21 protein-coding genes are annotated in these 21,420 nt (G+C 65.0%); 10 read left to right on the top strand and 11 right to left on the bottom strand.

What is annotated here, in order from left to right; all coding sequences use genetic code 11:
* The first annotated feature begins 31 nt into the window (after positions 1-31).
* Entirely contained in the window at positions 32-352 is a 321-nt protein-coding gene (locus QCE49_RS05100) for an Mpo1-like protein (protein WP_250456432.1), read from the top strand.
* A gap of 18 nt (positions 353-370) precedes the next feature.
* On the opposite strand, the gene QCE49_RS05095 is transcribed toward QCE49_RS05100, so the two are convergent.
* The gene (locus QCE49_RS05095) at positions 371-1,678 is read right to left on the bottom strand and encodes a YihY family inner membrane protein (RefSeq protein WP_175979951.1); all 1,308 of its coding nucleotides are present in this window, start codon (positions 1,676-1,678) and stop codon (positions 371-373) included.
* Between the two features lie 94 nt (positions 1,679-1,772).
* Here QCE49_RS05095 and wrbA point away from each other — a divergent pair, with 94 nt between their 5' ends.
* From wrbA to QCE49_RS05070, 5 genes are all read left to right on the top strand, one after another.
* A complete protein-coding gene (wrbA, locus tag QCE49_RS05090) occupies positions 1,773-2,393 on the top strand; it encodes an NAD(P)H:quinone oxidoreductase (protein ID WP_008350342.1) in 621 nt (206 codons plus the stop codon).
* Complete coding sequence (locus tag QCE49_RS05085; RefSeq protein WP_175979949.1) at positions 2,390-2,785, top strand: DUF2069 domain-containing protein; 396 nt, start codon at positions 2,390-2,392, stop codon at positions 2,783-2,785. The genes wrbA and QCE49_RS05085 overlap by 4 nt, the downstream gene beginning before the upstream one ends.
* Before the next feature lie 160 nt (positions 2,786-2,945).
* A complete protein-coding gene (locus tag QCE49_RS05080) occupies positions 2,946-4,400 on the top strand; it encodes an FAD-binding oxidoreductase (protein WP_250456433.1) in 1,455 nt (484 codons plus the stop codon).
* A complete protein-coding gene (locus QCE49_RS05075) occupies positions 4,397-5,200 on the top strand; it encodes a metallophosphoesterase (protein ID WP_244807930.1) in 804 nt (267 codons plus the stop codon). Before QCE49_RS05080 ends, QCE49_RS05075 begins: the two co-directional genes overlap by 4 nt.
* Positions 5,201-5,228: 28 nt before the next feature.
* On the top strand, positions 5,229-5,939 hold the full coding sequence (locus QCE49_RS05070) for an SOS response-associated peptidase (protein ID WP_034472073.1): 711 nt from the start codon (positions 5,229-5,231) through the stop codon (positions 5,937-5,939).
* Between the two features lie 18 nt (positions 5,940-5,957).
* Here the strand turns inward: QCE49_RS05070 and QCE49_RS05065 are convergent, their stop codons facing one another.
* A complete protein-coding gene (locus tag QCE49_RS05065) occupies positions 5,958-6,116 on the bottom strand; it encodes a hypothetical protein (RefSeq protein WP_160172895.1) in 159 nt (52 codons plus the stop codon).
* A 124-nt stretch (positions 6,117-6,240) separates the two neighbouring features.
* Entirely contained in the window at positions 6,241-7,179 is a 939-nt protein-coding gene (locus QCE49_RS05060) for a LysR family transcriptional regulator (RefSeq protein WP_008350353.1), read from the bottom strand.
* Positions 7,180-7,346: 167 nt separating this feature from the next.
* Between QCE49_RS05060 and QCE49_RS05055 the strand changes: the two genes are divergently transcribed.
* The 4 genes from QCE49_RS05055 to QCE49_RS05040 are packed head-to-tail and all read left to right on the top strand — an operon-like array spanning position 7,347 to position 12,157.
* Complete coding sequence (locus QCE49_RS05055) at positions 7,347-8,858, top strand: efflux transporter outer membrane subunit (RefSeq protein ID WP_250456435.1); 1,512 nt, start codon at positions 7,347-7,349, stop codon at positions 8,856-8,858.
* Positions 8,859-8,860: 2 nt separating this feature from the next.
* Positions 8,861-11,062 (top strand): FUSC family protein, encoded by a 2,202-nt coding sequence (locus QCE49_RS05050; RefSeq protein WP_239294952.1) that lies wholly within the window; start codon positions 8,861-8,863, stop codon positions 11,060-11,062.
* On the top strand, positions 11,049-11,252 hold the full coding sequence (locus QCE49_RS05045; protein ID WP_008350357.1) for a DUF1656 domain-containing protein: 204 nt from the start codon (positions 11,049-11,051) through the stop codon (positions 11,250-11,252). Before QCE49_RS05050 ends, QCE49_RS05045 begins: the two co-directional genes overlap by 14 nt.
* Positions 11,253-11,293: 41 nt before the next feature.
* Positions 11,294-12,157 (top strand): HlyD family secretion protein, encoded by an 864-nt coding sequence (locus QCE49_RS05040; protein WP_244807924.1) that lies wholly within the window; start codon positions 11,294-11,296, stop codon positions 12,155-12,157.
* A gap of 66 nt (positions 12,158-12,223) precedes the next feature.
* Here QCE49_RS05040 and QCE49_RS05035 read toward each other — a convergent pair whose 3' ends face one another.
* The 8 genes from QCE49_RS05035 to QCE49_RS05000 form a co-directional block, all read right to left on the bottom strand.
* Entirely contained in the window at positions 12,224-13,027 is an 804-nt protein-coding gene (locus tag QCE49_RS05035) for an ABC transporter substrate-binding protein (protein WP_008350359.1), read from the bottom strand.
* Between the two features lie 123 nt (positions 13,028-13,150).
* The gene (gene astE / locus QCE49_RS05030; protein WP_175979944.1) at positions 13,151-14,167 is read right to left on the bottom strand and encodes a succinylglutamate desuccinylase; all 1,017 of its coding nucleotides are present in this window, start codon (positions 14,165-14,167) and stop codon (positions 13,151-13,153) included.
* Complete coding sequence (astB, locus tag QCE49_RS05025) at positions 14,151-15,491, bottom strand: N-succinylarginine dihydrolase (protein WP_250456436.1); 1,341 nt, start codon at positions 15,489-15,491, stop codon at positions 14,151-14,153. Before astB ends, astE begins: the two co-directional genes overlap by 17 nt.
* Positions 15,492-15,506: 15 nt before the next feature.
* Complete coding sequence (astD, locus tag QCE49_RS05020; protein WP_250439564.1) at positions 15,507-16,979, bottom strand: succinylglutamate-semialdehyde dehydrogenase; 1,473 nt, start codon at positions 16,977-16,979, stop codon at positions 15,507-15,509.
* A gap of 12 nt (positions 16,980-16,991) precedes the next feature.
* Complete coding sequence (gene astA / locus QCE49_RS05015; RefSeq protein ID WP_250456437.1) at positions 16,992-18,023, bottom strand: arginine N-succinyltransferase; 1,032 nt, start codon at positions 18,021-18,023, stop codon at positions 16,992-16,994.
* Entirely contained in the window at positions 18,020-19,066 is a 1,047-nt protein-coding gene (aruF, locus tag QCE49_RS05010; protein ID WP_033537219.1) for an arginine/ornithine succinyltransferase subunit alpha, read from the bottom strand. Before aruF ends, astA begins: the two co-directional genes overlap by 4 nt.
* A gap of 16 nt (positions 19,067-19,082) precedes the next feature.
* Positions 19,083-20,309: an aspartate aminotransferase family protein gene (locus tag QCE49_RS05005; RefSeq protein ID WP_250434487.1), complete on the bottom strand. Its 1,227-nt coding sequence runs from the start codon at positions 20,307-20,309 to the stop codon at positions 19,083-19,085.
* A gap of 110 nt (positions 20,310-20,419) precedes the next feature.
* On the bottom strand, positions 20,420-21,391 hold the full coding sequence (locus QCE49_RS05000) for a GlxA family transcriptional regulator (RefSeq protein ID WP_235366349.1): 972 nt from the start codon (positions 21,389-21,391) through the stop codon (positions 20,420-20,422).
* Between the last annotated feature and the right edge of the window lie 29 nt (positions 21,392-21,420).

Here is a 21,420-nt window from a genome sequence, read left to right as displayed (position 1 = left end):
GACACCGGCACGCATCATCAGGGAGGCCGTCATGGCGCACACCGCACATGGTGAACATTTCGCGAATTTCGCCGAGTTTTATCCCTATTACCTCGAAGAGCATCGCAACCTGGTGTCGCGCAGGCTGCACTTCATCGGATCGCTGGGCGTGATCGGCAGCCTCGCGATGGCGATCGCAACCGGCGACTGGCTGTGGCTGCCCGCGGCCGTCGTCTGCGGTTATGGCTTCGCGTGGATCGGCCATTTCTTTTTCGAGAAGAACCGCCCCGCGACGTTTCGCCACCCGATCTACAGCCTGATGGGCGACTGGGTGATGTTCAAGGACATCTGCGTCGGCAGAATCTCGCTTTGATATGCGTCGAACGAAGGCTCAGGCCGGCTGCTCCGGCATCGACGAGCGCGGCACCTCGCGCAGACGCGCGCTCGTCAGCGCAGACGCGCGTGCCGCGATCAGCGAGCCGAGCGTGATTTCCAGCTTCTCGTTATCCAGCGCGTTCATCAACGCGCCGCAGTCGACCTGCGCCGCATCCAGCTTCAGTTGATATTCGAGTTCCGCGCGATCGATCACGAACTGCTCGAAGAGCATCGTCACCGTGATCTGATTCGGATTGGCGATCAGCACATAACGCGGCATGCGCGAATCCTCCAGCCTGCCGATCCAGCCGAGCGCGTCGAGCCGCGCGATCAGCCTCGTCGACGTATCGAGATCGCAGCGCGCCAGGGTCGAAAGCTGCAAGGACGTGTAGCCGGGCTTGCCCTCGTCCCGCGCCTCGACGAGCCGCGCGAGGATCTCGAGTGCATCGAGCAGATCGCTGCCCGGAAAATCGCGCCGATGATATTGCCCCGTGCGAATCGCAGGCAGCGCGGATGTGACCATCGCGCCGATGAGCGCGAACATCCAGCACAGATACACCCACAGCAGAAAGACCGGCAGCGCCGCGAACGCGCCGTAGACGGCGGTGTAGGTCGGAATGCGCCGTACGTAATAGCCGAAGCCGCGCTTGCCGAGTTCGAACGCGACGGCCGCGATCAGCCCGCCGACGATCGCATCGCGCCATTCGACCTTGCAGTTCGGCATATAGACGTAGATGAACGTGAAGGCGAGCGCCGTGAGCGGCAGCGAGACGCCTGTGAGCGCCCATTCGACGATCGGCGGCATCAGGTTGTGCGAGCCCGCGAACGCGACCGAATGCGCGAACACGTACGAGGAGATCGACAGGCTGCAGCCGAAGAGAATCGGCCCGAGCGTGATGATCGACCAGTAGACGAGCACGCGCTGCGCGATCGGGCGCGCCTTCTTCACGCGCCAGATCACGTTGAACGCGGACTCGACCGTCATCATCGTCATGACGGAGGTGACGAACAGAATGATCATGCCGACGGTCGTCAGCCCCTTCGCCTTCGACGCGAACTGGTTCAGATACTTGAAGATCTGATCGTTGATCTGCGGCGGCATCAGGTGCACCGCGAGGAAGTCCTGAAGCGACGCCTGGAAGGAGCCAAAGATCGGGAACGCGGTGAAGAGCGCGAACGCGACCGTGGCGAGTGGCACGAGCGACAACACGCTCGTGAACGTGAGGCTGCCCGCCACTTGCGCGACGCGGTCTTCGCCGATGCGCCGCGCGACAAAACTGGCGAGACGCCTGACCGCCGCGAGATCGATAAAAACGTGCTGCAAACGCGTTCTCCCGTCATGGCGTCCCGCGTGCAAAGCCGCTTCTCGCCACGAAAATCACCCAATACCTATAATAGCCGTTCACTAAAAAAGCCTTATGAACGACATCCTCGTGCTTTACTACAGCCGCCACGGCGCGACGCGCGAGCTCGCACTCGCAATCGCCCAGGGCGTCGATAGCGTGGCCGGCATGCAGGCGCGTGTGCGAACCGTGCCGCCGGTTTCCACGGTCTGCGAAGCGACCCAGCCCGACATTCCCGCCGACGGACCGCCCTACGCCGAATTGCGCGATCTCGAAGAATGCGCCGGCCTCGCGCTCGGCTCGCCTACGCGCTTCGGCAACATGGCCGCGCCGCTCAAGTACTTCCTCGACGGCACCACGCCGCAATGGCTGTCCGGCGCGCTTTCGGGCAAGCCTGCCAGCGTGTTCACGTCCACCGGCAGCCTGCACGGCGGCCAGGAAAGCACGCTTCTTTCGATGATGCTGCCGCTGCTGCACCACGGCATGATGATCGTCGGCATCCCGTACACCGAATCGCGGCTCACCACGACGCAAAGCGGCGGCACGCCCTACGGCGCGTCTCATCACGCCCGCGCGGGCGGCGACGAAAATCAGCGGCACGGCATTTCCGCCGACGAGAAGGCGCTCGCAATCGCGCTCGGCGCACGGCTCTCACGCACCGCGCTCAATCTCGTGCGCGGCGCCCGTTCCGCATGACCACGCCGATCTCCACAGCACGTCCCAACGGCGCGCTCGCATCGGGCGCGCTTGCGAGCCTCGTGGCGCTCGTCGTGCTCGCGCTCGTCTGGGAGCTCTGGCTCGCGCCGCTGCGTCCGGGCGCATGGGCGCTTGCGCTGAAGGCGCTACCGCTCGCGTGCGCGCTGCCGGGCGTCGCGCGCAAAAATCTCTACACGCTGCAATGGGCGTCGATGCTCGTGCTGCTGTATTTCGCCGAAGGCATCGTGCGCGGCATGACCGATGCGCGCCTCCCCGCGTCGCTCGCCTGGCTGGAAGCAGCGCTCGCCCTCGCGTTCTTCGTCTGCGCGCTCGCGTACGTCGCGCCCTTCAAACGCGCGGCCCGGTTGAACGCTCGTGCGGAAAAAAGCTGAAACGTTCGCTTTTTTCGCCCGCGTTCTGCCCGGACGTGATGCTTTGTAGCATGAAACCTCACCGTGCGCGCGTGCCTATGCCATTCGGACGAGGGTCGCGCGCCGCTCGCCTGCGCGATACTGTGCACTACGCTCTACCGGATCCTTTGCCCATCTGCCCATGACCGCCACTCAAGCTTTCATCGCCGCGTGCGCCGACGCTCTCGGTGCATCGCATGTCCTGACCGACGCCTACGATACCGAGCCGTACCTCGTCGACTGGCGCAAGCGCTATCGCGGCACTGCGTGCGCCGTGCTGCTGCCCGCCGATACCGCGCAGGTCGCGGCCGTGGTCCGGATCGCTCGCGAGCATCGCGTCGCGATCGTGCCGCAGGGCGGCAACACCGGTCTCGCAGGCGGCGCAACGCCAGATTCGAGCGGGGCGCAAGCCGTCATCAGCCTGAAGCGGCTCAATCGCGTGCGCGGCGTCGATCCGCATAACAACACGATCACCGTCGAAGCGGGCGTCGTGCTCGCCGAAATCCAGGCGCGCGCCGAAGAAGCGCAACGGCTGTTCCCGTTGAGTCTCGCCGCCGAAGGCAGCTGCACCATCGGCGGCAATCTCTCGACGAACGCGGGCGGCACCGGCGTGCTGCGCTATGGCAACACGCGCGAGCTGTGTCTCGGCCTCGAAGTCGTGACGCCGCAGGGCGAAATCTGGGACGGCCTGCGCGGGCTGCGCAAGGACAACACCGGCTACGATCTGCGCGATCTCTTCATCGGGGCGGAAGGCACGCTAGGCATCATCACGGCGGCGGTCATGAAGCTGCATCCCGCGCCGGTCGCGAAGGTCACGGCGCTGGCCGGGCTCGCTTCGCCGCATGCCGCGCTCGACTTTCTCTCGCTGGCGCAGCATCACGCGGGCGCGCTTCTGACCGGCTTCGAGCTGATGTCCGATTTCTCGATGCGGCTCGTCGGCAAGCATTTCCCGCAACTGCGCTATCCGTTCGGCAAACCGCACGCGCAAACCGTGCTGCTCGAACTTTCCGACAGCGAAAGCGACGAGCACGCCCGCGCCCTCTTCGAGCGGCTGATGGAAGAAGCGCTCGAGAAGGGCATCGTGGAAGATGCCGTCGTCGCGGAAAACCTCGCGCAGTCGCAGGCTTTCTGGGATCTGCGCGAGCATATTCCGCTCGCGCAGGCCGAGGAAGGTCTGAACATCAAACATGACATCGCCGTGCCCATTTCGAGCATCGGGCGGTTCATCGAGGAAACCGATGCGATCATCGCGAAGAGAGTGCCCGGCGTGCGCATGGTGACGTTCGGCCATCTCGGCGACGGCAACCTGCACTACAACGTGCAGGCGCCCGAAGGCGTCGACCCAAAGCGCTTCCTCGGCGAATTCCAGACGCCGATCAACGCGCTCGTGTATGACCAGGTGCACCGGCACCGCGGCAGCATCAGCGCGGAGCACGGCATCGGCCAGTTGAAGGTGGATGAAGCGATGCACTACAAGTCGCCGGTCGAAGTCCGTCTCATGCAGACGATCAAGGCCGCGCTCGATCCGGACAACCTGATGAATCCCGGCAAGGTCGTGCGCTGGAACGCGACGCTCGCGAAGGAGAACATCGCATGAAGATTCGCGTGCTGTCCGACCTGCATCTCGAATGCGACGAGCCGCTGGCGATTCCGTATGCACAGGCCGATCTCGTCGTGCTCGCTGGCGACATTCACAACCACGCCGAAGGTTTGCGCTGGGCCGCGGAAAATTTCGATTCCGACGTGCCCGTCGTCTACGTGCCCGGCAATCACGAATACTACGACGCCGAGTTCGGCGCGATGGAAGCGGCAATGCAGGACGCCGCGCGCAGCGTCGACAACGTGCACTATCTGAACAACGCGTCGCTGGTGGATCGGCGCGGCGCGTGGCGCGTGCTTGGCACGACGCTGTGGACCGACTTCGCGCTGTTCGGCTCCGGCGATGCGCAAATCGAAAACGCCAAGGCCGCGTGCACGAAAGTGATGCTCGACTATAAGGGCCTCATTCAACTCGCGTGGCCCGAGCCGGACGGCGAACCGCGCGAATTCGCACCGGACGATTCCCTCGCGCTGCACGAACAGTCGCGCGCATGGCTCGAGAGCGAACTCGCGAAGCCGTTCGCAGGGCAAACGATCGTCGTCACGCACCACGCGCCGATGCGCCAGAGCCTCGCGCCGCGTTACGCGGAAGATCTCGTGTCCGCGGGCTTCGTGAATCATCTGCCGTCGCTCGCGCGCGCGCCCGCGTCGTTGTGGATTCACGGCCACACGCATACGTCGTTCGATTACGAAGTGGACGGCACGCGCGTCGTGTGCAATCCGCGCGGCTACTTCAGCCGCCGCGAGCAACGGTGGGAGAATCCGGATTTCGCGTGGGACAAGGTCGTCGAAATTTGAAACGTCGCGGACTTTGCGGAGGAACGCCATGTGCGGCCGAATCAGCCAGTACCGACTGCCGATGCATTACGCGCAGCGTCTGCATCTGAGAAATCCGTTCGTGCTGGTCGATGCCGCCGACAGGCGTCCCGGCTATAACCTGTCGCCCGGCACGCATCCGCTCGCCGTCTATCCCGACGAAACCATCCGCGCGGTGCATTGGGGCTATTGCCCGCCGTGGGCGATTCAGAAGAAGCTGCCGCAGACCATCAACGCGCGCGTCGAGACGGCGGCGACGAGCGCGTATTTCAAGCATTTATGGAAGAAGGCGCGCATTCTCGTGCCGGCCGATGGCTGGTTCGAATGGCGTATCGAGCCACGCCCGGGAGACCCCGCCGCGAAGCCTTTCAAGCAGCCCTACTTCATTCAGCGCGCGGACGGCGAGCCGATGTACCTCGCCGCGCTGACGAGCATCATGCGCGACGACGACGCTGCCGCGCCCGGCGCGGGCTTCGTCATCGTGACGGCGGCGGCGGACGAAGGACTCGTCGACGTGCATGACCGGCGTCCGCTCGTGTTCGCGCCGGCAAACGCGCGCCGCTGGCTCGATCCGGACGCGTCGCCCGACGATCTCGCGGCGCTCGTCGAGTCGGACGGCGTGCCGGCGTCGCACTTCGTCTGGCACCGCGTATCGGCCGATGTGAATCGCGCGACCAATGATGAGCCGCGACTCATCGAGCCGCTCGAAGCCTCGCTGTGAAGGCTGTGTGAAGTTCGTTTAGCGCCGCGGCCGATCGTCGTCGATACGGATCGGCACCAGGCGCCGCTTCGCCTCGCGCTCCGACTGCGCGCGCATGGCGTTGAACAGATCGCGCGACGCCGGAACGGCGAGCAGGACGAGAAGCGCGGCGAGTGCGAGCAAAAGGGGCGTACTCATGTGACTTATCCCGGTCAAAGATGCGTGAGAACCAGTGCAGAAAGTATCAAGCTGCGGACAAATCGTGAGTAAGCAAGTGTTGCGCCGCGGCTTTTTTCGTAACTGAACGCAGCTTCATCCGTGTTCAGGCGACGACGAATTCCTTGAGCGATTCCGCGTCGGCCGCGAGCGTGTCGGGCAGCGCCTCGCGCAGGAACTCGACCCACGTGCGGATCTTGGCATCGAGATACTGCCGCGACGGATAGAGCGCGTACACGTTCAACTCCTGCATCGTGTATTGCGGCAGCACGCGCACGAGCGTGCCCGCGCGCAAGCCCGGCAGCGCGGACGACGTCGGCAGCACGCCAATGCCCATGCTTTCGCGGATCGCGGCGACCATCGCCTCGGCGACGTTGACCGTGAACGTGGACGGCCCGAGACTCACCGTCTCCTGACCGTTCGGGCCGTCGAAAACCCAGCGGTCGGCCGGAAACACCGGCGTCATCAGATGCAGGCAGGTATGGCGCACGAGATCGGAGAGCACGTGCGGCGCGCCGTTCTTCTCGATGTACGCCGGCGACGCGCACGCGATGCTGTACACCGAGCCGAGACGCGCCGACACCAGACCCGAATCCGGCAGATCGGAAGCGAGCACGATCGACACGTCGTAGCCTTCGTCGAGCAGATCGGGCACGCGCTGCGCGAGCGTCAGATCGACCTGCACCGAAGGATGCCGCTGCTGATAGCGCGAGATCATCGGCACGACGTAGTGCTGGCCGAAGCTCGTCATCGAATGGACCTTGAGCTTGCCGGACGGACGCGCGTGCGCATCGCCGGCCTCGGCTTCCGCCTGATCGACATAGGCGAGGATTTGCTCGCAGCGTTGCAGATAGCGCTCGCCCGCTTCGGTGAGCGCGATGCGCCGCGTTGTCCGGTTCAGCAAGCGCGCGCGCAAGTGCGCCTCGAGGTCGGATACGGCGCGCGATGCGTAAGCCGTCGTCGTGTTCAGATGCTGCGCGGCCGCGGTGAAGCTGCCCGCTTCCACGACCCGCACAAATACGCGCATGTTCTGGAGCGTGTCCATGCCGCTAATTCCGTCTTAAAAATCGTTCGTGACTCGGATTGTTACACGCGTAACAACAACGATTATCACATCCCTCGTAAAAATGCTTTGCATCCTTACGGGTTATTCGACAATCTGCGCAAAAATATAATCACTTCTTGGCATCTAATTCATTTTAGGAGTGAATCGTGCGGGGACGACTGTCCAGAAGCGCTGCAGGCGCGGCCGTTCTTGCAGCACTATTAACAATCGGTGGATGCGCAAGCACGGGCAAAATCGCGCCGCAGGATTCCCTCACGGACGCGGCGACGCTCGATGCCGGCAGCGCCATTCGCGCCGCCAACGCAGACGCCCAATGGCCCGCCGAGCAATGGTGGCGCGCCTATCGCGACCCGCAACTCGACGCGTGGATCGCACGCGCGACCGCCGGCAGCCCCACGCTCGCGATGGCCGCGGCGCGCGTGCGCGAAGCGCAGCAACAGGCGGGCGTCGCGCACTCCGAGTTGCTGCCGCACGTCGACGGCTCGATGAGCATCGCTCGCAAGAACTGGCCCAACAACGATTTCTACGGCCCCGGCACGTATGCCGACACGACCACCTGGGACAACACCGCGGGCCTGTCGCTGTCGTACAACCTCGATCTCTGGCATCGCGACGACAGCAACGCCGAGCGCGCACTGGACGTCGCACACGTTCGCGCCGCCGATGCCCGCGCCGCGCAACTCGAACTCGAAACGAACGTCGTGCGCGCGTATATCGGCTTTTCGCAGTCGTTCGCGCTGCTCGATATCGCGGAGCAGACGCTCGCGCAGCAGGAGCGCATCGCGGATCTCGCGCGGCGACGTTTGAAAGGCGGGCTCGGCACGCAGCTCGAAGTCAGCCAGGCCGAAGCGCCCTTGCCCGAGTACGAACGTCAGGTCGATGTCTACAAGGAAGAGATCCAACTGGCGCGCAACCAGTTGGCGGCGCTCGCCGGCGACGGCCCCGGCGCGGGCGAAGCGCTCACGCGTCCCGACCTGTCGCTCGCCACGCCGCTCTCCCTGCCCTCCGCGCTGCCGGCGGAACTCGTCGGACATCGGCCGGATATCGTCGCGGCGCGCTGGATGGTGGCCGCGCAAGCGCGTGGCATCGATGTCGCGAAGGCCGGCTTCTATCCGAACATCAATCTCGCTGCGTCGCTGACGCAGGCGTTCGCGGGCGGCGCGCTGCTCTCGTTCCTGACGCGCGACGCATCCGGCTACAGCTTCGGCCCCGCGATCTCGCTGCCGATCTTCGAAGGCGGACGCCTGCGCGCGCAGCTCGGCGCGGCATCGGCGCAATACGATCAGGCCGTCGATCATTACAACGCGACGCTCGTCGCCGCGCTCAAGGACATCGCCGATCAGGTCGTGCGCGTGCATTCGCTCGATACGCAGCTCGAAGCGTCGGGCCGCTCCGTCGCCGCCGCGCGCAAGAACTACGATCTCGCGAACGAAGGCTACAAGCGCGGCCTCACCGATTATCTGAACGTGCTGATCGCGCAGACGCAATTGCTCAAGGCGCAGGACGGCGAGGCGCGCGTGCGCGCGCAACGCCTCGCGTCCTACGCGACGTTGACGTCGGCGCTCGGCGGCGGCATCGACGATCCGTCGAACGGGCCGCAGCAGACCGCGCTCGCGCCGTCGAAGCATATCGGGCCGTTCAGCAAGGCACGGGATTGAGCATGTCGACGCCCGCTTCTCTCATCGGACGACAGCCGCTCAAGGAGGTCGTGCTCGACTGGGCGCGCACCGACGGCCTCGCGTGGATCTACATCTTCAAGGCGGTGCTCGCGGCGCTGCTGTCGCTGTGGATCGCGATGCGCCTCGACATGGCGCAGCCGCGCACCGCGATGACCACCGTGTTCGTCGTGATGCAGCCGCAAAGCGGCATGGTGCTCGCAAAGAGCTTCTATCGTTTCTGCGGAACGATGGTCGGTCTCGTCGTGATGATGATCTTCATCAGCCTGTTCTCTCAGCAGCCGGTGCTGTTCCTCTCGGCGACGGCGCTGTGGGTCGGCGTCTGCACGGCGGGCGCGGCGCGCAATCGCAACTTCCGCTCGTACGGCTTCGTGCTCGCCGGTTACACGGCCGCGCTGATCGGCATTCCGGCGGCGCAGCATCCGGAGGCCGCGTATCTGTCGGCGCTCACGCGCGTCGGCGAAGTGACGCTCGGCATCGTGTGTTCCGGCGCGGTGAGCGCGCTCGTCTTTCCGCAGCACGCGGGCGAGCAGGTTCGCACGACGGTGCGCCGCCGCTTCGCGCAGTTCGTCGATTACGTGTGCCGCGCGCTGTCGGGCAACATGGAACGCGCGCAGATCGAGCGAACCAATCTCGCGTTCGTGTCGGATATCGTCGGCTTCGAGGCCGCGCGCAGCGTCGCCGTGTTCGAGAATCCCGAATCGCGGATGCGCGGCGGGCGGCTCGCACGTCTCAACAGCGAGTTCATGAGCGCGTCGACGCGCTTTCACGCGCTGCATCAGTTGATGAACCGGCTGCGCGAGAACGCATCGGCGACGACGATCGCCGCGCTGGAGCCATTCTTTCGCGAAGTGCCGCCGCTCTTCTCGGTATCGGGCGAACCGGTGAAAAACGCCGCCGATGCCGCGCACGCCGCCGCGCAACTGCGCGACTACAAGGCCGCATTGCCCCGGCGCGTGCGCGCGACGCGTGCCGCGCTCGAAGCGGATCCGGACTTCGCGCAACTGGAGTTCGATACCGCGACGGAACTGCTGTATCGCTTCGTCGACGACATGCTCGCCTATGCCGAAACGTATGCGTCGCTGAGCTCGCCGTCGCACGAACGCGAGCGCTGGATCGCGCGCTACGTGCCGAAGACGAACCTGCTCGCCGCTGCGATTTCGGGCCTGCGCGGCGCGATCGTGATGTTCGTCCTGTCCGCGTTCTGGATCGCGACGGCGTGGCCGAGCGGCGGCACGATGGTGCTCAACGCGGCGGCCGTGTGCGCGCTCGCGTCGTCGTCGCCGCGTCCGACGCTCATGTCCGCGCAAATGGCGCTCGGCACGATGCTCGCGGCCGTCGCCGGGATGATCGTCGTGTTCGGCGTGTTTCCGCATATCGAGGGCTTCGCGATGATGTGCGCCGCGCTCGCGCCCGCGCTTTTGCTCGGCGCGTATCTGAGCACGCGGCGCGCGCTCGCCGGCGTGGGCATCGGCTATTGCATCTTCTTCTGCTTTCTCGCGGGGCCGGACAATCTCGTGCACTACGATCCGACCGGCTACATGAACGATGCCCTCGCGCTCGTGCTGTCGATGATCGTCGCGGCGGTCGCCTTCGCCGTCCTGCTGCCGACCGATGCGCCGTGGCTGCGGCGTCTCCTGCTCGGCGATCTGCGGCGCGAAGTCGTGAGCGCGCGCCATGGACGTCTCACGCGTCTCACGACGCACTTCGAAAGCCGCACGCGCGATCTGCTCGCGCAAATCAACGCGCTCGCGACCGGACGTCCCGACTTGCAGCGCGATGCGTTGCAATGGCTCTTCGCCGTGCTCGAATTCGGCAACGCGGTGATCGATCTGCGACGCGAGATCGCAGGGCTGTCGAACGCGCCGCAGTACGCGGCGTCGATGCCGTGGCGCCGCTCGATCGACGCGACGCTCGACGCCATCGCGCGCCTTTTCGATCGCCCGAATGCGCAGCGCTTCGACGCCACGCTCGCCGCGACCGAACGCGCGATCGACGATACGCGGGATGTGCTCGCGCGGTTCGATCTGCCGCGCGAGGAAAAGCATCGGCTGCAGCGCATCGCCAGTCATCTTCATTTTGTCCGGACCGCGCTGCTCGATCACGAATCGCCGTTCGCGCCCTTCGTGCACGGTGCGCCGGTTCGGAAACACACGCCAGAAGGAGCGGACCATGTTCCCGCGTAACGTCGCGATCCTCGAAGCCTATGTGCCGACGATCCTGCTGCTCTTCATCGCCGGCGCGATGATCACGTGGGTCGTCGACCGCGCGCTCGCGCTGACGGGCCTTTATCGCGTGGTCTGGCATCCGGCGCTGTTTCGCGCGAGCCTGCTCGTCTGCATTTGCGGGACGCTCGGGCTCATCGCGTATCGCTGAATCGACATCACCTTCATACAAGCTGAAAAAGAGTTCGCATCATGATTCTCAGGAAAATCATCGGGCTGGTTTTGACGATCGCCATTTTCGCGGTCGCGCTCGTCATCGGGCGCGTGCTGTGGGTGCATTACATGGACGAGCCGTGGACGCGCGATGGCCGCGTGCGCGCGGATGTCGTCAACGTGGCGCCGGACGTGTCGGGCGCGGTCGTGCAGTTGCCGGTTCGTGACAATCAGTTCGTGAAGAAGGGCGATCTGCTGATGGAGATCGATCCGTCGCATTACCGGATCGCGGTCGAGCAGGCGCAGGCGAACGTCACCGCGCGCGCGGCCGAATTGCGCATGCGCCGTGCGGACGCCGCGCGCCGCGCCGACATGGACAGCCTCGTCGTATCGAAGGAAGCGCGCGAAAACGCGATGCAGACCGCATCGACCGCCGAAGCGCAGTTGCAGCAGGCGCAGGCCGCGCTCGATGCCGCGAAGCTCAACCTCGAACGCACCAAAGTGTTCTCGCCGGTCGACGGCTACGTCACCAACCTGAACGTGTTTCGCGGCGACTACGCGACGGCGGGCGCCGCCAAGCTCGCGATCGTCGACAGTCATTCATTCTGGGTCTATGGATACTTCGAGGAAACGAAGCTGCCGCATGTGCGTGTCGGCGACAAGGCATCGATTCGCCTGATGAGCGGCGGCGAGCTGAAGGGGCACGTCGAGAGCATTTCGCGCGGCATCTATGATCGCGACAATCCGCAAAGCCGCGAGCTGCTCGCCGACGTGAACCCGACGTTCAACTGGGTGCGGCTCGCGCAGCGCGTGCCGGTGCGCGTGCATATCGATGAAGTGCCGGATGGGGTGCTGCTGAGTGCGGGGACGACGGCGACGGTGATCGTCACGCCGTCGATGTGACCTAAAAAAAGCCCGCTCCCGGGACCACTCCCGAAGCGGGCTTCTCACATCCGGCAAACCGAAGCCTTACTTCAACACCACCTTCACATCGAAATACTTCTGCGCGAAGCGATCGATCGTCCCGTCGTCCTTCAGCTCCTTCAGCGCGCGATTGAGCGCATCTTTGAGCGCCTTGTCGTTCTTGCGCACGCCGAAGCCGACGCCCGAACCCAGCAGCTTGTCATCCGCCACGGCCGGGCCAGCGAACGCAAAGCCCGCGCCCTGCGGCTGCTTCAGAAAGCCCTTCGACGCCGCTTCGGCATCCTGGAACGCCGCATCGAGACGGCCCGACGCCAGATCGGCATAAATCTGGTCCTGCGCCTGATACGACTCGACATCGATGCCCGCCGTCGCCCACTTCGCCTTCGCGTAGGTTTCCTGGATCGAGCCCTGGAGCACGCCGACGCGTTTGCCCTTCAAACCCTCGACCGTGGGCTGAATCGCGCTGCCCTTCTTCGCGATCAGCTGATTCGGGATCGTGTAGATCGGATCGGTGAAGTCGATGGCGAGCTTGCGCTTGTCGGTGATCGTCATGTCCGAGTTGATGCCGTCGAACTTGCGCGCCTGCAACGCGGGAATGAGACCGTCGAACGAATTCTCGACCCACACGCACTTCATCTTCAGCTTCGCGCACACCGCGTTGCCGATGTCGATATCGAAGCCCTGCAGCTCGCCGCTCGGCGACTTCGATTCGAACGGGGCGTAAGACGCTTCGACGCCGAAGCGCAGTTGCTTCATGTCATCGGCCGCTTGCGCGTTCGACGCGACGACGGCGGCGCCCAGCACCGCCAGCGCGGCGAGCTTGCGACCGATCAGATGCGATTTCTTCAACTTCCATCTCCTTCCATTGCGGTTCGATACAGGTGTGATGATCCGACACCGGGGCGCGATTGTAGCGCGCACCCGCGGTGCGTCGGATAAACATCGGGAAGTGAATCGATGAACCGTTGCCGGTCAATCGAGAGAGGCGAGCGTCGAATCGGTCGTATCGACGACCATCAAGCCGGCGCGCAGGCCCGGCTTGACCTTCGGATTCGGAAACACGATGCGCTCTTCGTCGTGCGACACGCGATAACGATAATCGCCGTCGCGCGCGAGCTCGGTGCCGGCGGCGAACGCGGTGAAGTTGGGCACGTCGCTCGCCACGTTCAGCACGAATTGCTCGCTCTGCTTGTCGATTTGCGCGACGACCGTGAACACGCGCAGCGGCGCGCTTTCCTTCGCCGCCTCGCCCGCAATCAGGCGACGCAACGCCGCATCCGATGCGGCAAAACGCGCGAGATCGTTCTGACCGAACGGGCGCACCTTGCCGAGTTCGAGCGTGCAGGCGAGCGCCCCCGCGTGCTGCGCAGTGAAGTGCGTGAACGTGTTGCCCTTCTCGCGATGCAGGAGCACCGCCTGCAGACGCGCATCGCGCAGCCAGTCGAACATCGCGCGGGCGAGCGGCGCGCCGGTGTGCGGCAGTAACGCGAACTGCTCGAACACCGACGCGCGAATCGCCGTATGCATGTCGATGTGCCATTTCCGATGCGTGACGCCATCGAAGAACTTCAACGCGGCGTCTTCCAGTTCAGCGGCGCGCGGTGCTTCGCGGCTGTCGCGCAAATCCGCATGACGGCCGCTGAACAGGCGATTCAGGTCGTCGTCGAGATAGCGGTCGGCGGCACGCATCGCGTCGATGTTGCCGAGGATCACGAGCATGCGCGCGACGAGCGGCGCGCGGCCGTTCGCGATATCCGCGACAAGCGAGCACAGCATTTCGATCGGCGCGGTTTCGTCGCCGTGAATGCCCGCCGACGCGAGCACGCTATGCGTCGGTTCTGTCGCGGGTTCCAGCAGCAACACGCCCTCGCCCTGCCAGGTCCAGCGCACGCCCGAAGGCGCGACGCCCTGTGCGACGGAAGGGCGCCCGCCGTTGAGCGTGAAGGCGAGGAAGTCTTCGAGCAAGGACGAATCAGCGCTGAAAGTCATAGATGGCACCGAGTCCGAGGATGGTCGTCAGTTCGTCGAGCGCGCCGCGCGATTCGGCGAGCAGTTTCGGATCGGCGAGATCGGCGGGCGCGAGGCGATCGCGGTAATGCCTGTCGATCCACGCGTCGAGTTGCGTGAAAAGCGCGTCGTTCATCCACACGCGCGGGTTCACCGCGGCGCGCTCGGCGTCGTTCAGCACGACGCGCAGACGCAAACAAGCCGGCCCGCCGCCGTTCTTCATGCTTTCGCGCAGATCGAAGACGAGCACTTCGTCGATCGGCGTCTTGCGGCCGCCGAGGGAATCGAGATACGCCGCCACGCGCGCGTTCTCGCGGCATTCCTGCGGCACGACGAGCACTTGCCTGCCGTCCTCGCGCGACAACAACTGGCTATTGAAGAGATACGACGAAACCGCATCCTCGACGCTGACTTCGCTGTCCGGCACTTCGAGCGCGTGAAACGGCGTGCCTTGCGCGCCGAGCTTCTCGCGTAGCTCGTCGTAGACCTTGTGCTGATCGACGAACGCGCGCTCATGGCAAAAGAGCGTCGTGCGATTGCCGACCGCGATGACGTCGTTGTGGAACACGCCCGCATCGATCACATCGGGCGATTGCTGCGCGAACACGGTCGCATCGGCGGATAAACCGTGCAGGCGCGCGACCGCGCGGCTCGCTTCGAGCGTCTGACGCGCGGGATAGCGCTGCGGCTGCGAACCCTGGCCGTACTCGCTGCGCCCGTACACGAAGAACTCGACGCCCTTCTCGCCGTACTCGCGCGCAAAACGCGTATGGTTCGCCGCGCCTTCGTCGCCGAGCGCGGGCGTGCCGGGCAGCGCGTGATGAATGCGAAAGCGCGCTTCGTCGGCGAAGATCGCGCCAAGCGAGCGGCGCGTTTCGCCATGCTCGATCGCGCGATGCAGCTTGGCCGCGAGATTCGCCGGCGTGAAGTGGACGCGCCCGTCTTCCGTATCCGCGGACGGACTCACGGTCGCCGCATTCGCGGTCCACATCGCCGATGCGGAGCTCGCCGCCGCCAGCAGTTCCGGCGCTTCACGCGCGGCGCGGGCGATCACGCTGGCGTCGTCGCCGGAAAAGCCGACGGCGCGCAACAGCCTGATCGACGGGCGTTCGAGCGGCGGCAACACGCCCTGCCGAAAGCCGAGATCGGCGAGCCGCTTCATCTTGCGCAAGCCCTGCTTCGCGGCGGCCTTCGGATTGGCCACCGACTTCTCGTTGTTGCGCGACGCGACGTTGCCGAACGAGAGTCCCGCGTAGTTGTGCGTCGGGCCGACGAGCCCGTCGAAATTCGCTTCGGTTGCAAGCATGTTCATTTCCGCCGCTTAGAACGTAAGTCCCGGCGATACGCTCGCCGGCATCTGCAATTGCGCGCTTTCCACCGAGGCCATCGGATACGAGCAATAGTCCGCCGCGTAGTACGCGCTCGGCCGCTGATTGCCCGAACGTCCGATGCCGCCGAACGGCGCCGCCGACGATGCGCCGTTGGTCGGCCGGTTCCAGTTGACGATGCCCGCGCGGATCGTGCGCTGGAAATGCTTCCACGCGGATTCGTCGTCGGCGAGCAGGCCCGCGGACAAGCCGTAAGCGGTGTCGTTCGCGCGCTCGATGGCTTCGTCGAACGTCTTGTAGCGCGTGACCTGCACCATCGGGCCGAAGTGCTCTTCGTCGGGGACGTCGCGCGCGTTCGTCACGTCCAGGATCGCGGGCGAGACAAAGCCGAGATGCGCCGCGCGCTGCTTCATTTCGAGCGCGGGCTTCGCGCCGGCTTCGATCAGACGCGTCTGCGCATCGACGAGACGCGCCGCCGCGCGCGCCGAGATCACGGCGCCCATGTACGGCTGCGGCTCATCGTCGTATTTCCCGACGCGAATGTTCGCGCTCACTTCGATGAAGCGCTGCATGAAGCGCTCGCCGACGGCATCGTCGGGGACGAAGAGACGGCGTGCGCAGGTGCAGCGCTGGCCCGCCGACAGAAACGCCGATTGAATCGCGTGATGCACGGCGGCATCGACATCCTCGACGTTCGCGACGACGAGCGGATTGTTGCCGCCCATCTCCAGTGCGAGCACGATTTCGGGACGTCCGCCGAACTGCTTGTGCAAGAGCGTGCCGGTATCCGAGCTGCCGGTGAAGAAAAGCCCGTCGATCTGCCGATGATTCGCAAGCGCGACGCCCGTGTCCTTTTCGCCTTGCACGAGATTGAGCACGCCTTCGGGCAAGCCAGCCTGAATCCACAGCGCGACGGTTGCGGCCGCGACGCCGGGCGCGAGTTCGGACGGCTTGAACACGACCGTATTGCCCGCGATGAGCGCCGGCACGATATGTCCGTTCGGCAGATGCCCCGGAAAGTTGTACGGCCCGAACACGGCGACGACGCCATGCGGACGATGCCGCAGCACCGCGACGCCATCGGCCATCGGCGCGCGCTTTTCGCCGGTGCGCTCGTGATACGCCTGCACGGAGATATCGACCTTCGCGGCCATCGACGCCACTTCCGTGCGCGCTTCCCACAGCGGCTTGCCGGTTTCGCGGCCGATCGCGTTTGCGAGCGCTTCCTTGTTCTCGTTGAGCAAGGCGGCGAAGCGTTTGGCGACCGCGACGCGCTCGTCGAACGACAGCGCCGACCACGACGCGAACGCGCGCCGCGCCGACGACACCGCGCGATCCACGTCTTGCGCGGATGCGCTCTTGCCCTGCCACACGGTTTGATCGGTGCCGGGATTGCGCGATGCAAACGCCGCGCCCTTGCCGTCCTGCCACTCACCGCCGATATACAACTGGTTCGAAATATCCATGTCGTGTCTCATTTACTTGGCGCGCGGATGAGAAGTCAGCACGCGCACCTGATCGCCTTCCTTCACGCGCAACGCCGCGGCTTCTTCCGCCGTCAGCAGGAACGCGCCGTCCTCGACCGCGCCCGTCGTCGCGCCGCAGCGGAAATCTTCGAGCAAGGTGTTCGATACGAGGCTTTTGGCATCGCTGCCCGTGTCGCTTCGATCGCCGATACGCACGCGCGCGATCACGCTCTCGCGCACCGTGCGCAAGTCCGCGATGTGGCATTCGAGCACCGGACCGGCATCGAAGATATCGACGTGATTCTCGTAACGCAGCCCTTCCGCCTCGAGCATCTTGCGTGCGGGCGCGGTGTCCCTGTGCGTGACGCCGACCGCCTGTTGCGCGGTCTCCGGCAGCAAGTCCAGATACACCGGATAGCGCGGCATCAGTTCGGCGACGAACGACTTCTTGCCGTGCGAGCTCAGATAATCCGCTTCGTTGAAATCGATCTGATAGAAATGCGAGCCGACCGCGTTCCAGAACGGCGACTCGCCGTTTTCGTCGAAGTGGCCGCGCAATTCCGCGCACAAACGCTGCGGAAAGCGATCCGCGAACTGCGCGATGAACATGAAGCGCGAGCGCGACAACAGGCCGCCCACGCCCGCCGTGCGATAGCGCGGGCTGAGAAAGAGCGAACAGACTTCCGCATAACCCGTCAGATCGTGCGAGATATTGAGCAGCGACATGCGTGTCCACACGCGCATGTCCTGGCTCGCGTGCACGACCGTCGATACGCGATAGTTGTAGAACGGCTGCTCCAGCCCGACTTCCGTTTCGATGCCGCACACGCCCGCGACATCGCCGGTCGCGGTGTCTTCCATCACGAAGAAATAGCCTGCTTCGAAGGCTTGCGCTTCACCGGTCAGCGTGCGGCGCGCGCGTTCGACGCGTGCCGCGAGCGCGCCGCGATCCGGCTTGAACGTGGTGAGGCCCGGGCCCGTTTCCTGGGCGAGCGCGACGAGCGCGTCGACATCGCCCGGCTGCGTGCATCGCACGACGATCATTGCAATTCTCCCGATGCCTGATGCAACGGCACGCAACGCACCGTGTCCTTGTCTTCGACGCCGAGCGCATCGCGCGCCTGTGCGGTCAATTCGGCGCCGTCCGCGCGCGTGCCCGCGAGTCCCGCGACGATGCAACGGAACGCATGCGCGCCGCCCGCCGCGACGAGATACGGCGCGCCGCTTTCGACGGCGGCATCGCGCACGGCGCGCAATTCGCCCGAACTCGCCGACGCGCTTTTGTCGACGGCGATCGTCAGCACCGGACCGGCATCGAAAATATCGACGTAACGATCCGGCTCGAAGCCTTCCTCGAGATGAATGTCGTAGGCGAGCAGCGTGCTTTCGTTCGGCTCGCCGAGCACGCGCTGCGCATCGCCGGGCAGCAGCGGCACATAGAGCGGATAGCTCGGCATCACTTCCGCGATGAACGTGCGGCTGCGTCCGCCCGATTCCGATTCGACCTGTTCGAAGTCGCGGCCGAAGAACTTGCGTCCGACCGCGTCCCAGAACGGCGACGCGCCTGATTCGTCGGTGACGCCCAGCATCAGCGAGAAGACTTCGCTGGAGAAGCGCTTGCGATTCGCCGCGATGTAGATCATGCGTGCGCGCGACAAGAGATGCGCGGCCGCTTCGTTCGCTTCGTCGCGCAACGACGGATCGATATAAAAGCCCGTCAGACGGCTCTTGCCCGTCAGTTCGTGCGACATCGTGAGCGCGTGGATTTTTCGGTTTACCTTGAGTTCGCGCGAGGCGTGAATCAGCGCATCGTTGCGAAACGCGTAGAACGGCTCGGAATACCCCGCCGACGCGACGATGCTCGACGTGCCGAGCAACTTGCCTGTCTGCGAGTCTTCGAGCACGAAGAGATAGAACTCCTCGCCGGGAAATTCCACTTCGGCGCGAAACGAGTCTTCCGAGAGCGCGACGCGCGTTTCGAGCGCGCGCCGGTCGCGCGGCAACGAGTGCAGCACGGGCAGCGCGGCGCGCGCCATGCGTTCGAGTTCGTCGAGATCGGAGAGTCTTGCGGGGCGGACGAAGAGCATCATCGGATTCCGTTGGTCACTTGACCGCAACCGTGCCGACGACCTGCTCGATCGCCTTTTCGATGCGCGCGAAGCCTTCGTCGAGATCGGCCATCGGCATGATGAGCGACGGCGCGAAGCGCAGCACGTTCGGCCCCGCGATCAGCATGATGACGCCGTTCGCGGCCGCCGCGTTGAGCACGTCCTTCGCGCGGTCTTTGTAGCTGTCGTTCAGTTCCGCGCCGATCAGCAGGCCGCGTCCGCGTATCTCGCTGAACATGCCGAAGCGCTCGTTGATGCGCGCCAGATGCGCCTTGATCGCTTTGCTGCGTTCGGCGACACCTTCGAGCAGCTTCGGATCGCTGATGAGTTCGACGACTTTCTCCGCGATCGACGCGCCGAGCGGATTGCCGCCGTAAGTCGTGCCGTGCACGCCGACCTTGAAGTGCGCGGCGATGTCGTTCGTGGTCAGCATCACGCCGATCGGAAAGCCGTTGCCCAGCGCCTTCGCGCTCGTCAGGATGTCCGGCGTCACGCCGTACTGCATGTACGCGTAAAACGTGCCGGTGCGGCCGACGCCGGTCTGCACTTCATCGAAAATCAGCAGCGCGCCGTGCTTGTCGCAGGCTTCGCGCAAGCCCTTCAAAAACGCGGGATCGGCGGGCAGCACGCCGCCTTCGCCTTGCACCGGCTCGACGATGACCGCGCACGTCTTCGGCCCGATGGCTTCCAGCGCCTTCGGCAAATCGTTGTACGGCAGATGACGGATGCCCGCCGGCTGCGGACCGAAGCCTTCCGCATACTTCGGCTGTCCGCCGACGCTCACCGTGAAGAACGTGCGCCCGTGGAACGACTGCGTGAACGAGATGATTTCGATCTTGTCGTCGCCGTGATTGTCGATTGCGTAACGGCGCGCGAGCTTCAGCGCCGCTTCGTTGGCTTCCGCCCCCGAATTCGCGAAGAACGCGCGGTCGGCGAAGGTGAGATCGGTCAGGCGTTTCGCGAGGCGCAACACCGGCGCGTTCGTGTAACCGTTGCCGATGTGCCAGAGCTTCTCGCCCTGCTCGTGCAGCACTTTCAGCAGTTCCGGATGACCGTGGCCCAGCGCCGTCACCGCGATGCCGCCGGCGAAATCGACATAATCGCGGCCTTCGGTGTCCCAGACGCGCGAGCCGCGGCCCCGGTCGGGCACGAAATTGGCCGGCGCGAACACCGGAACCATTACTTCGTCGAACGTACCGCGATTCACATTGATGTCGGTCATGAGCCACTCCTCGGTTTGAGCATTACGTCGATATTAGGCAATCGCCCGCGTTCCGTCTTGCGCGTTCGCGACATGCTTCGATGAGCTTCTCCGCAGATACCGTGCAGCTTCTATGCCGCGCCGGGCGGCTCGATCAGCGCGCCGCCGCGCGGTTCGTCGATCGCGCCGCCGCGCTGCTTTTCGATCCAGTTACGGCGCTCCTCGCGCGGCGTCACGCCGAATCGGTCGCGATACGCATTGGAAAAATGCGCCGCCGATGAAAACCCGCACGCGAGACTGATCTGCACCACCGATTTGCTCGTGCGCTGCAGTTGCGTGCGCGCCTTCGTGAGACGCAGATTGAGGTAATACTTCGACGGCATCGCGCCGAGATACTGACGAAAGAGCCGCTCAAGCTGCCGGCGCGAAATGCCGACGAGATTCGCGATTTCATCGGTGGCGAGCGGGTCTTCGATATTCGCTTCCATCAGTTGAAGCGCGTCGTTCAGGCGCGGATGCCGCTCGCCCGGCGCCGTGACGAACGGAATGCGCTGACGCTCCGTGCCCGCGCGCAAGGTGCCGATGCCGAGCGAATCCGCGATGCGCTCCGCGAGGTCCGGGCCGTGATCGCGCGCGATCATCGCGAGCATGAAATCGATGGCCGCTTGCCCGCCGGAACAAGTAGCGCGATCGCGGTCGATTTCGAAAATCTGCTGGCTGACGATCGCGCGCTCGAACTGCTCGGTGAACTGCTGATACGTTTCCCAGTTCACCGCGACCCGATATTGCGAAAGCTGCCCGGCCATCGCGAGCCACCATACGCCGTGATGAATGCCGGAAACGAGCGGCGTACGCGGCGCGACGCGCGCGAGGCTCGCGAGAAAGAGCCGGTAATCGGCGAACTGCTGATAGCGCTCCGACACGACGATGAGCCAGTCGCAACGCACGGCGTCGTTGAACGCGCAATCGGCGGGAAGCTGTGCGCCGCCCGAAAGCGGCACCGGACGGCCGTCCCACGAACAGATGCGCCATTCGTAGAGACGATGCCCGTCGATTTCATTGGCGAGCGAAAGACTGTCGATGATCGGCCCAATGCCGCTCATCGACACCGGCGGCAGCGCGACGATCGCAA

This window comes from Caballeronia sp. LZ008, assembly GCF_031451435.1.
In the GTDB taxonomy this organism is placed as follows: domain Bacteria; phylum Pseudomonadota; class Gammaproteobacteria; order Burkholderiales; family Burkholderiaceae; genus Caballeronia; species Caballeronia zhejiangensis.
Note: the sequence above shows the minus strand (reverse complement) of the source record. Positions and strands in the feature narration are given on the sequence as shown.

Excerpts from the sequence above, each read along its gene's own strand:
- wrbA (WP_008350342.1), top strand. The coding sequence starts at position 1,773 with ATGAACGACATCCTCGTGCTTTACTACAGCCGCCACGGCGCGACGCGC.
- QCE49_RS05080 (WP_250456433.1), top strand. The coding sequence starts at position 2,946 with ATGACCGCCACTCAAGCTTTCATCGCCGCGTGCGCCGACGCTCTCGGT.
- QCE49_RS05070 (WP_034472073.1), top strand. The coding sequence starts at position 5,229 with ATGTGCGGCCGAATCAGCCAGTACCGACTGCCGATGCATTACGCGCAG.
- QCE49_RS05085 (WP_175979949.1), top strand. The coding sequence starts at position 2,390 with ATGACCACGCCGATCTCCACAGCACGTCCCAACGGCGCGCTCGCATCG.
- astE (WP_175979944.1), bottom strand. The coding sequence starts at position 14,167 with ATGACTTTCAGCGCTGATTCGTCCTTGCTCGAAGACTTCCTCGCCTTC.
- QCE49_RS05040 (WP_244807924.1), top strand. The coding sequence starts at position 11,294 with ATGATTCTCAGGAAAATCATCGGGCTGGTTTTGACGATCGCCATTTTC.
- QCE49_RS05000 (WP_235366349.1), bottom strand. The coding sequence starts at position 21,391 with ATGAGCGGCATTGGGCCGATCATCGACAGTCTTTCGCTCGCCAATGAA.
- astD (WP_250439564.1), bottom strand. The coding sequence starts at position 16,979 with ATGGATATTTCGAACCAGTTGTATATCGGCGGTGAGTGGCAGGACGGC.
- QCE49_RS05005 (WP_250434487.1), bottom strand. The coding sequence starts at position 20,309 with ATGACCGACATCAATGTGAATCGCGGTACGTTCGACGAAGTAATGGTT.
- QCE49_RS05100 (WP_250456432.1), top strand. The coding sequence starts at position 32 with ATGGCGCACACCGCACATGGTGAACATTTCGCGAATTTCGCCGAGTTT.
- astA (WP_250456437.1), bottom strand. The coding sequence starts at position 18,023 with ATGATCGTCGTGCGATGCACGCAGCCGGGCGATGTCGACGCGCTCGTC.
- QCE49_RS05050 (WP_239294952.1), top strand. The coding sequence starts at position 8,861 with ATGTCGACGCCCGCTTCTCTCATCGGACGACAGCCGCTCAAGGAGGTC.
- astB (WP_250456436.1), bottom strand. The coding sequence starts at position 15,491 with ATGCTTGCAACCGAAGCGAATTTCGACGGGCTCGTCGGCCCGACGCAC.
- aruF (WP_033537219.1), bottom strand. The coding sequence starts at position 19,066 with ATGCTCTTCGTCCGCCCCGCAAGACTCTCCGATCTCGACGAACTCGAA.
- QCE49_RS05045 (WP_008350357.1), top strand. The coding sequence starts at position 11,049 with ATGTTCCCGCGTAACGTCGCGATCCTCGAAGCCTATGTGCCGACGATC.
- QCE49_RS05060 (WP_008350353.1), bottom strand. The coding sequence starts at position 7,179 with ATGGACACGCTCCAGAACATGCGCGTATTTGTGCGGGTCGTGGAAGCG.
- QCE49_RS05065 (WP_160172895.1), bottom strand. The coding sequence starts at position 6,116 with ATGAGTACGCCCCTTTTGCTCGCACTCGCCGCGCTTCTCGTCCTGCTC.
- QCE49_RS05075 (WP_244807930.1), top strand. The coding sequence starts at position 4,397 with ATGAAGATTCGCGTGCTGTCCGACCTGCATCTCGAATGCGACGAGCCG.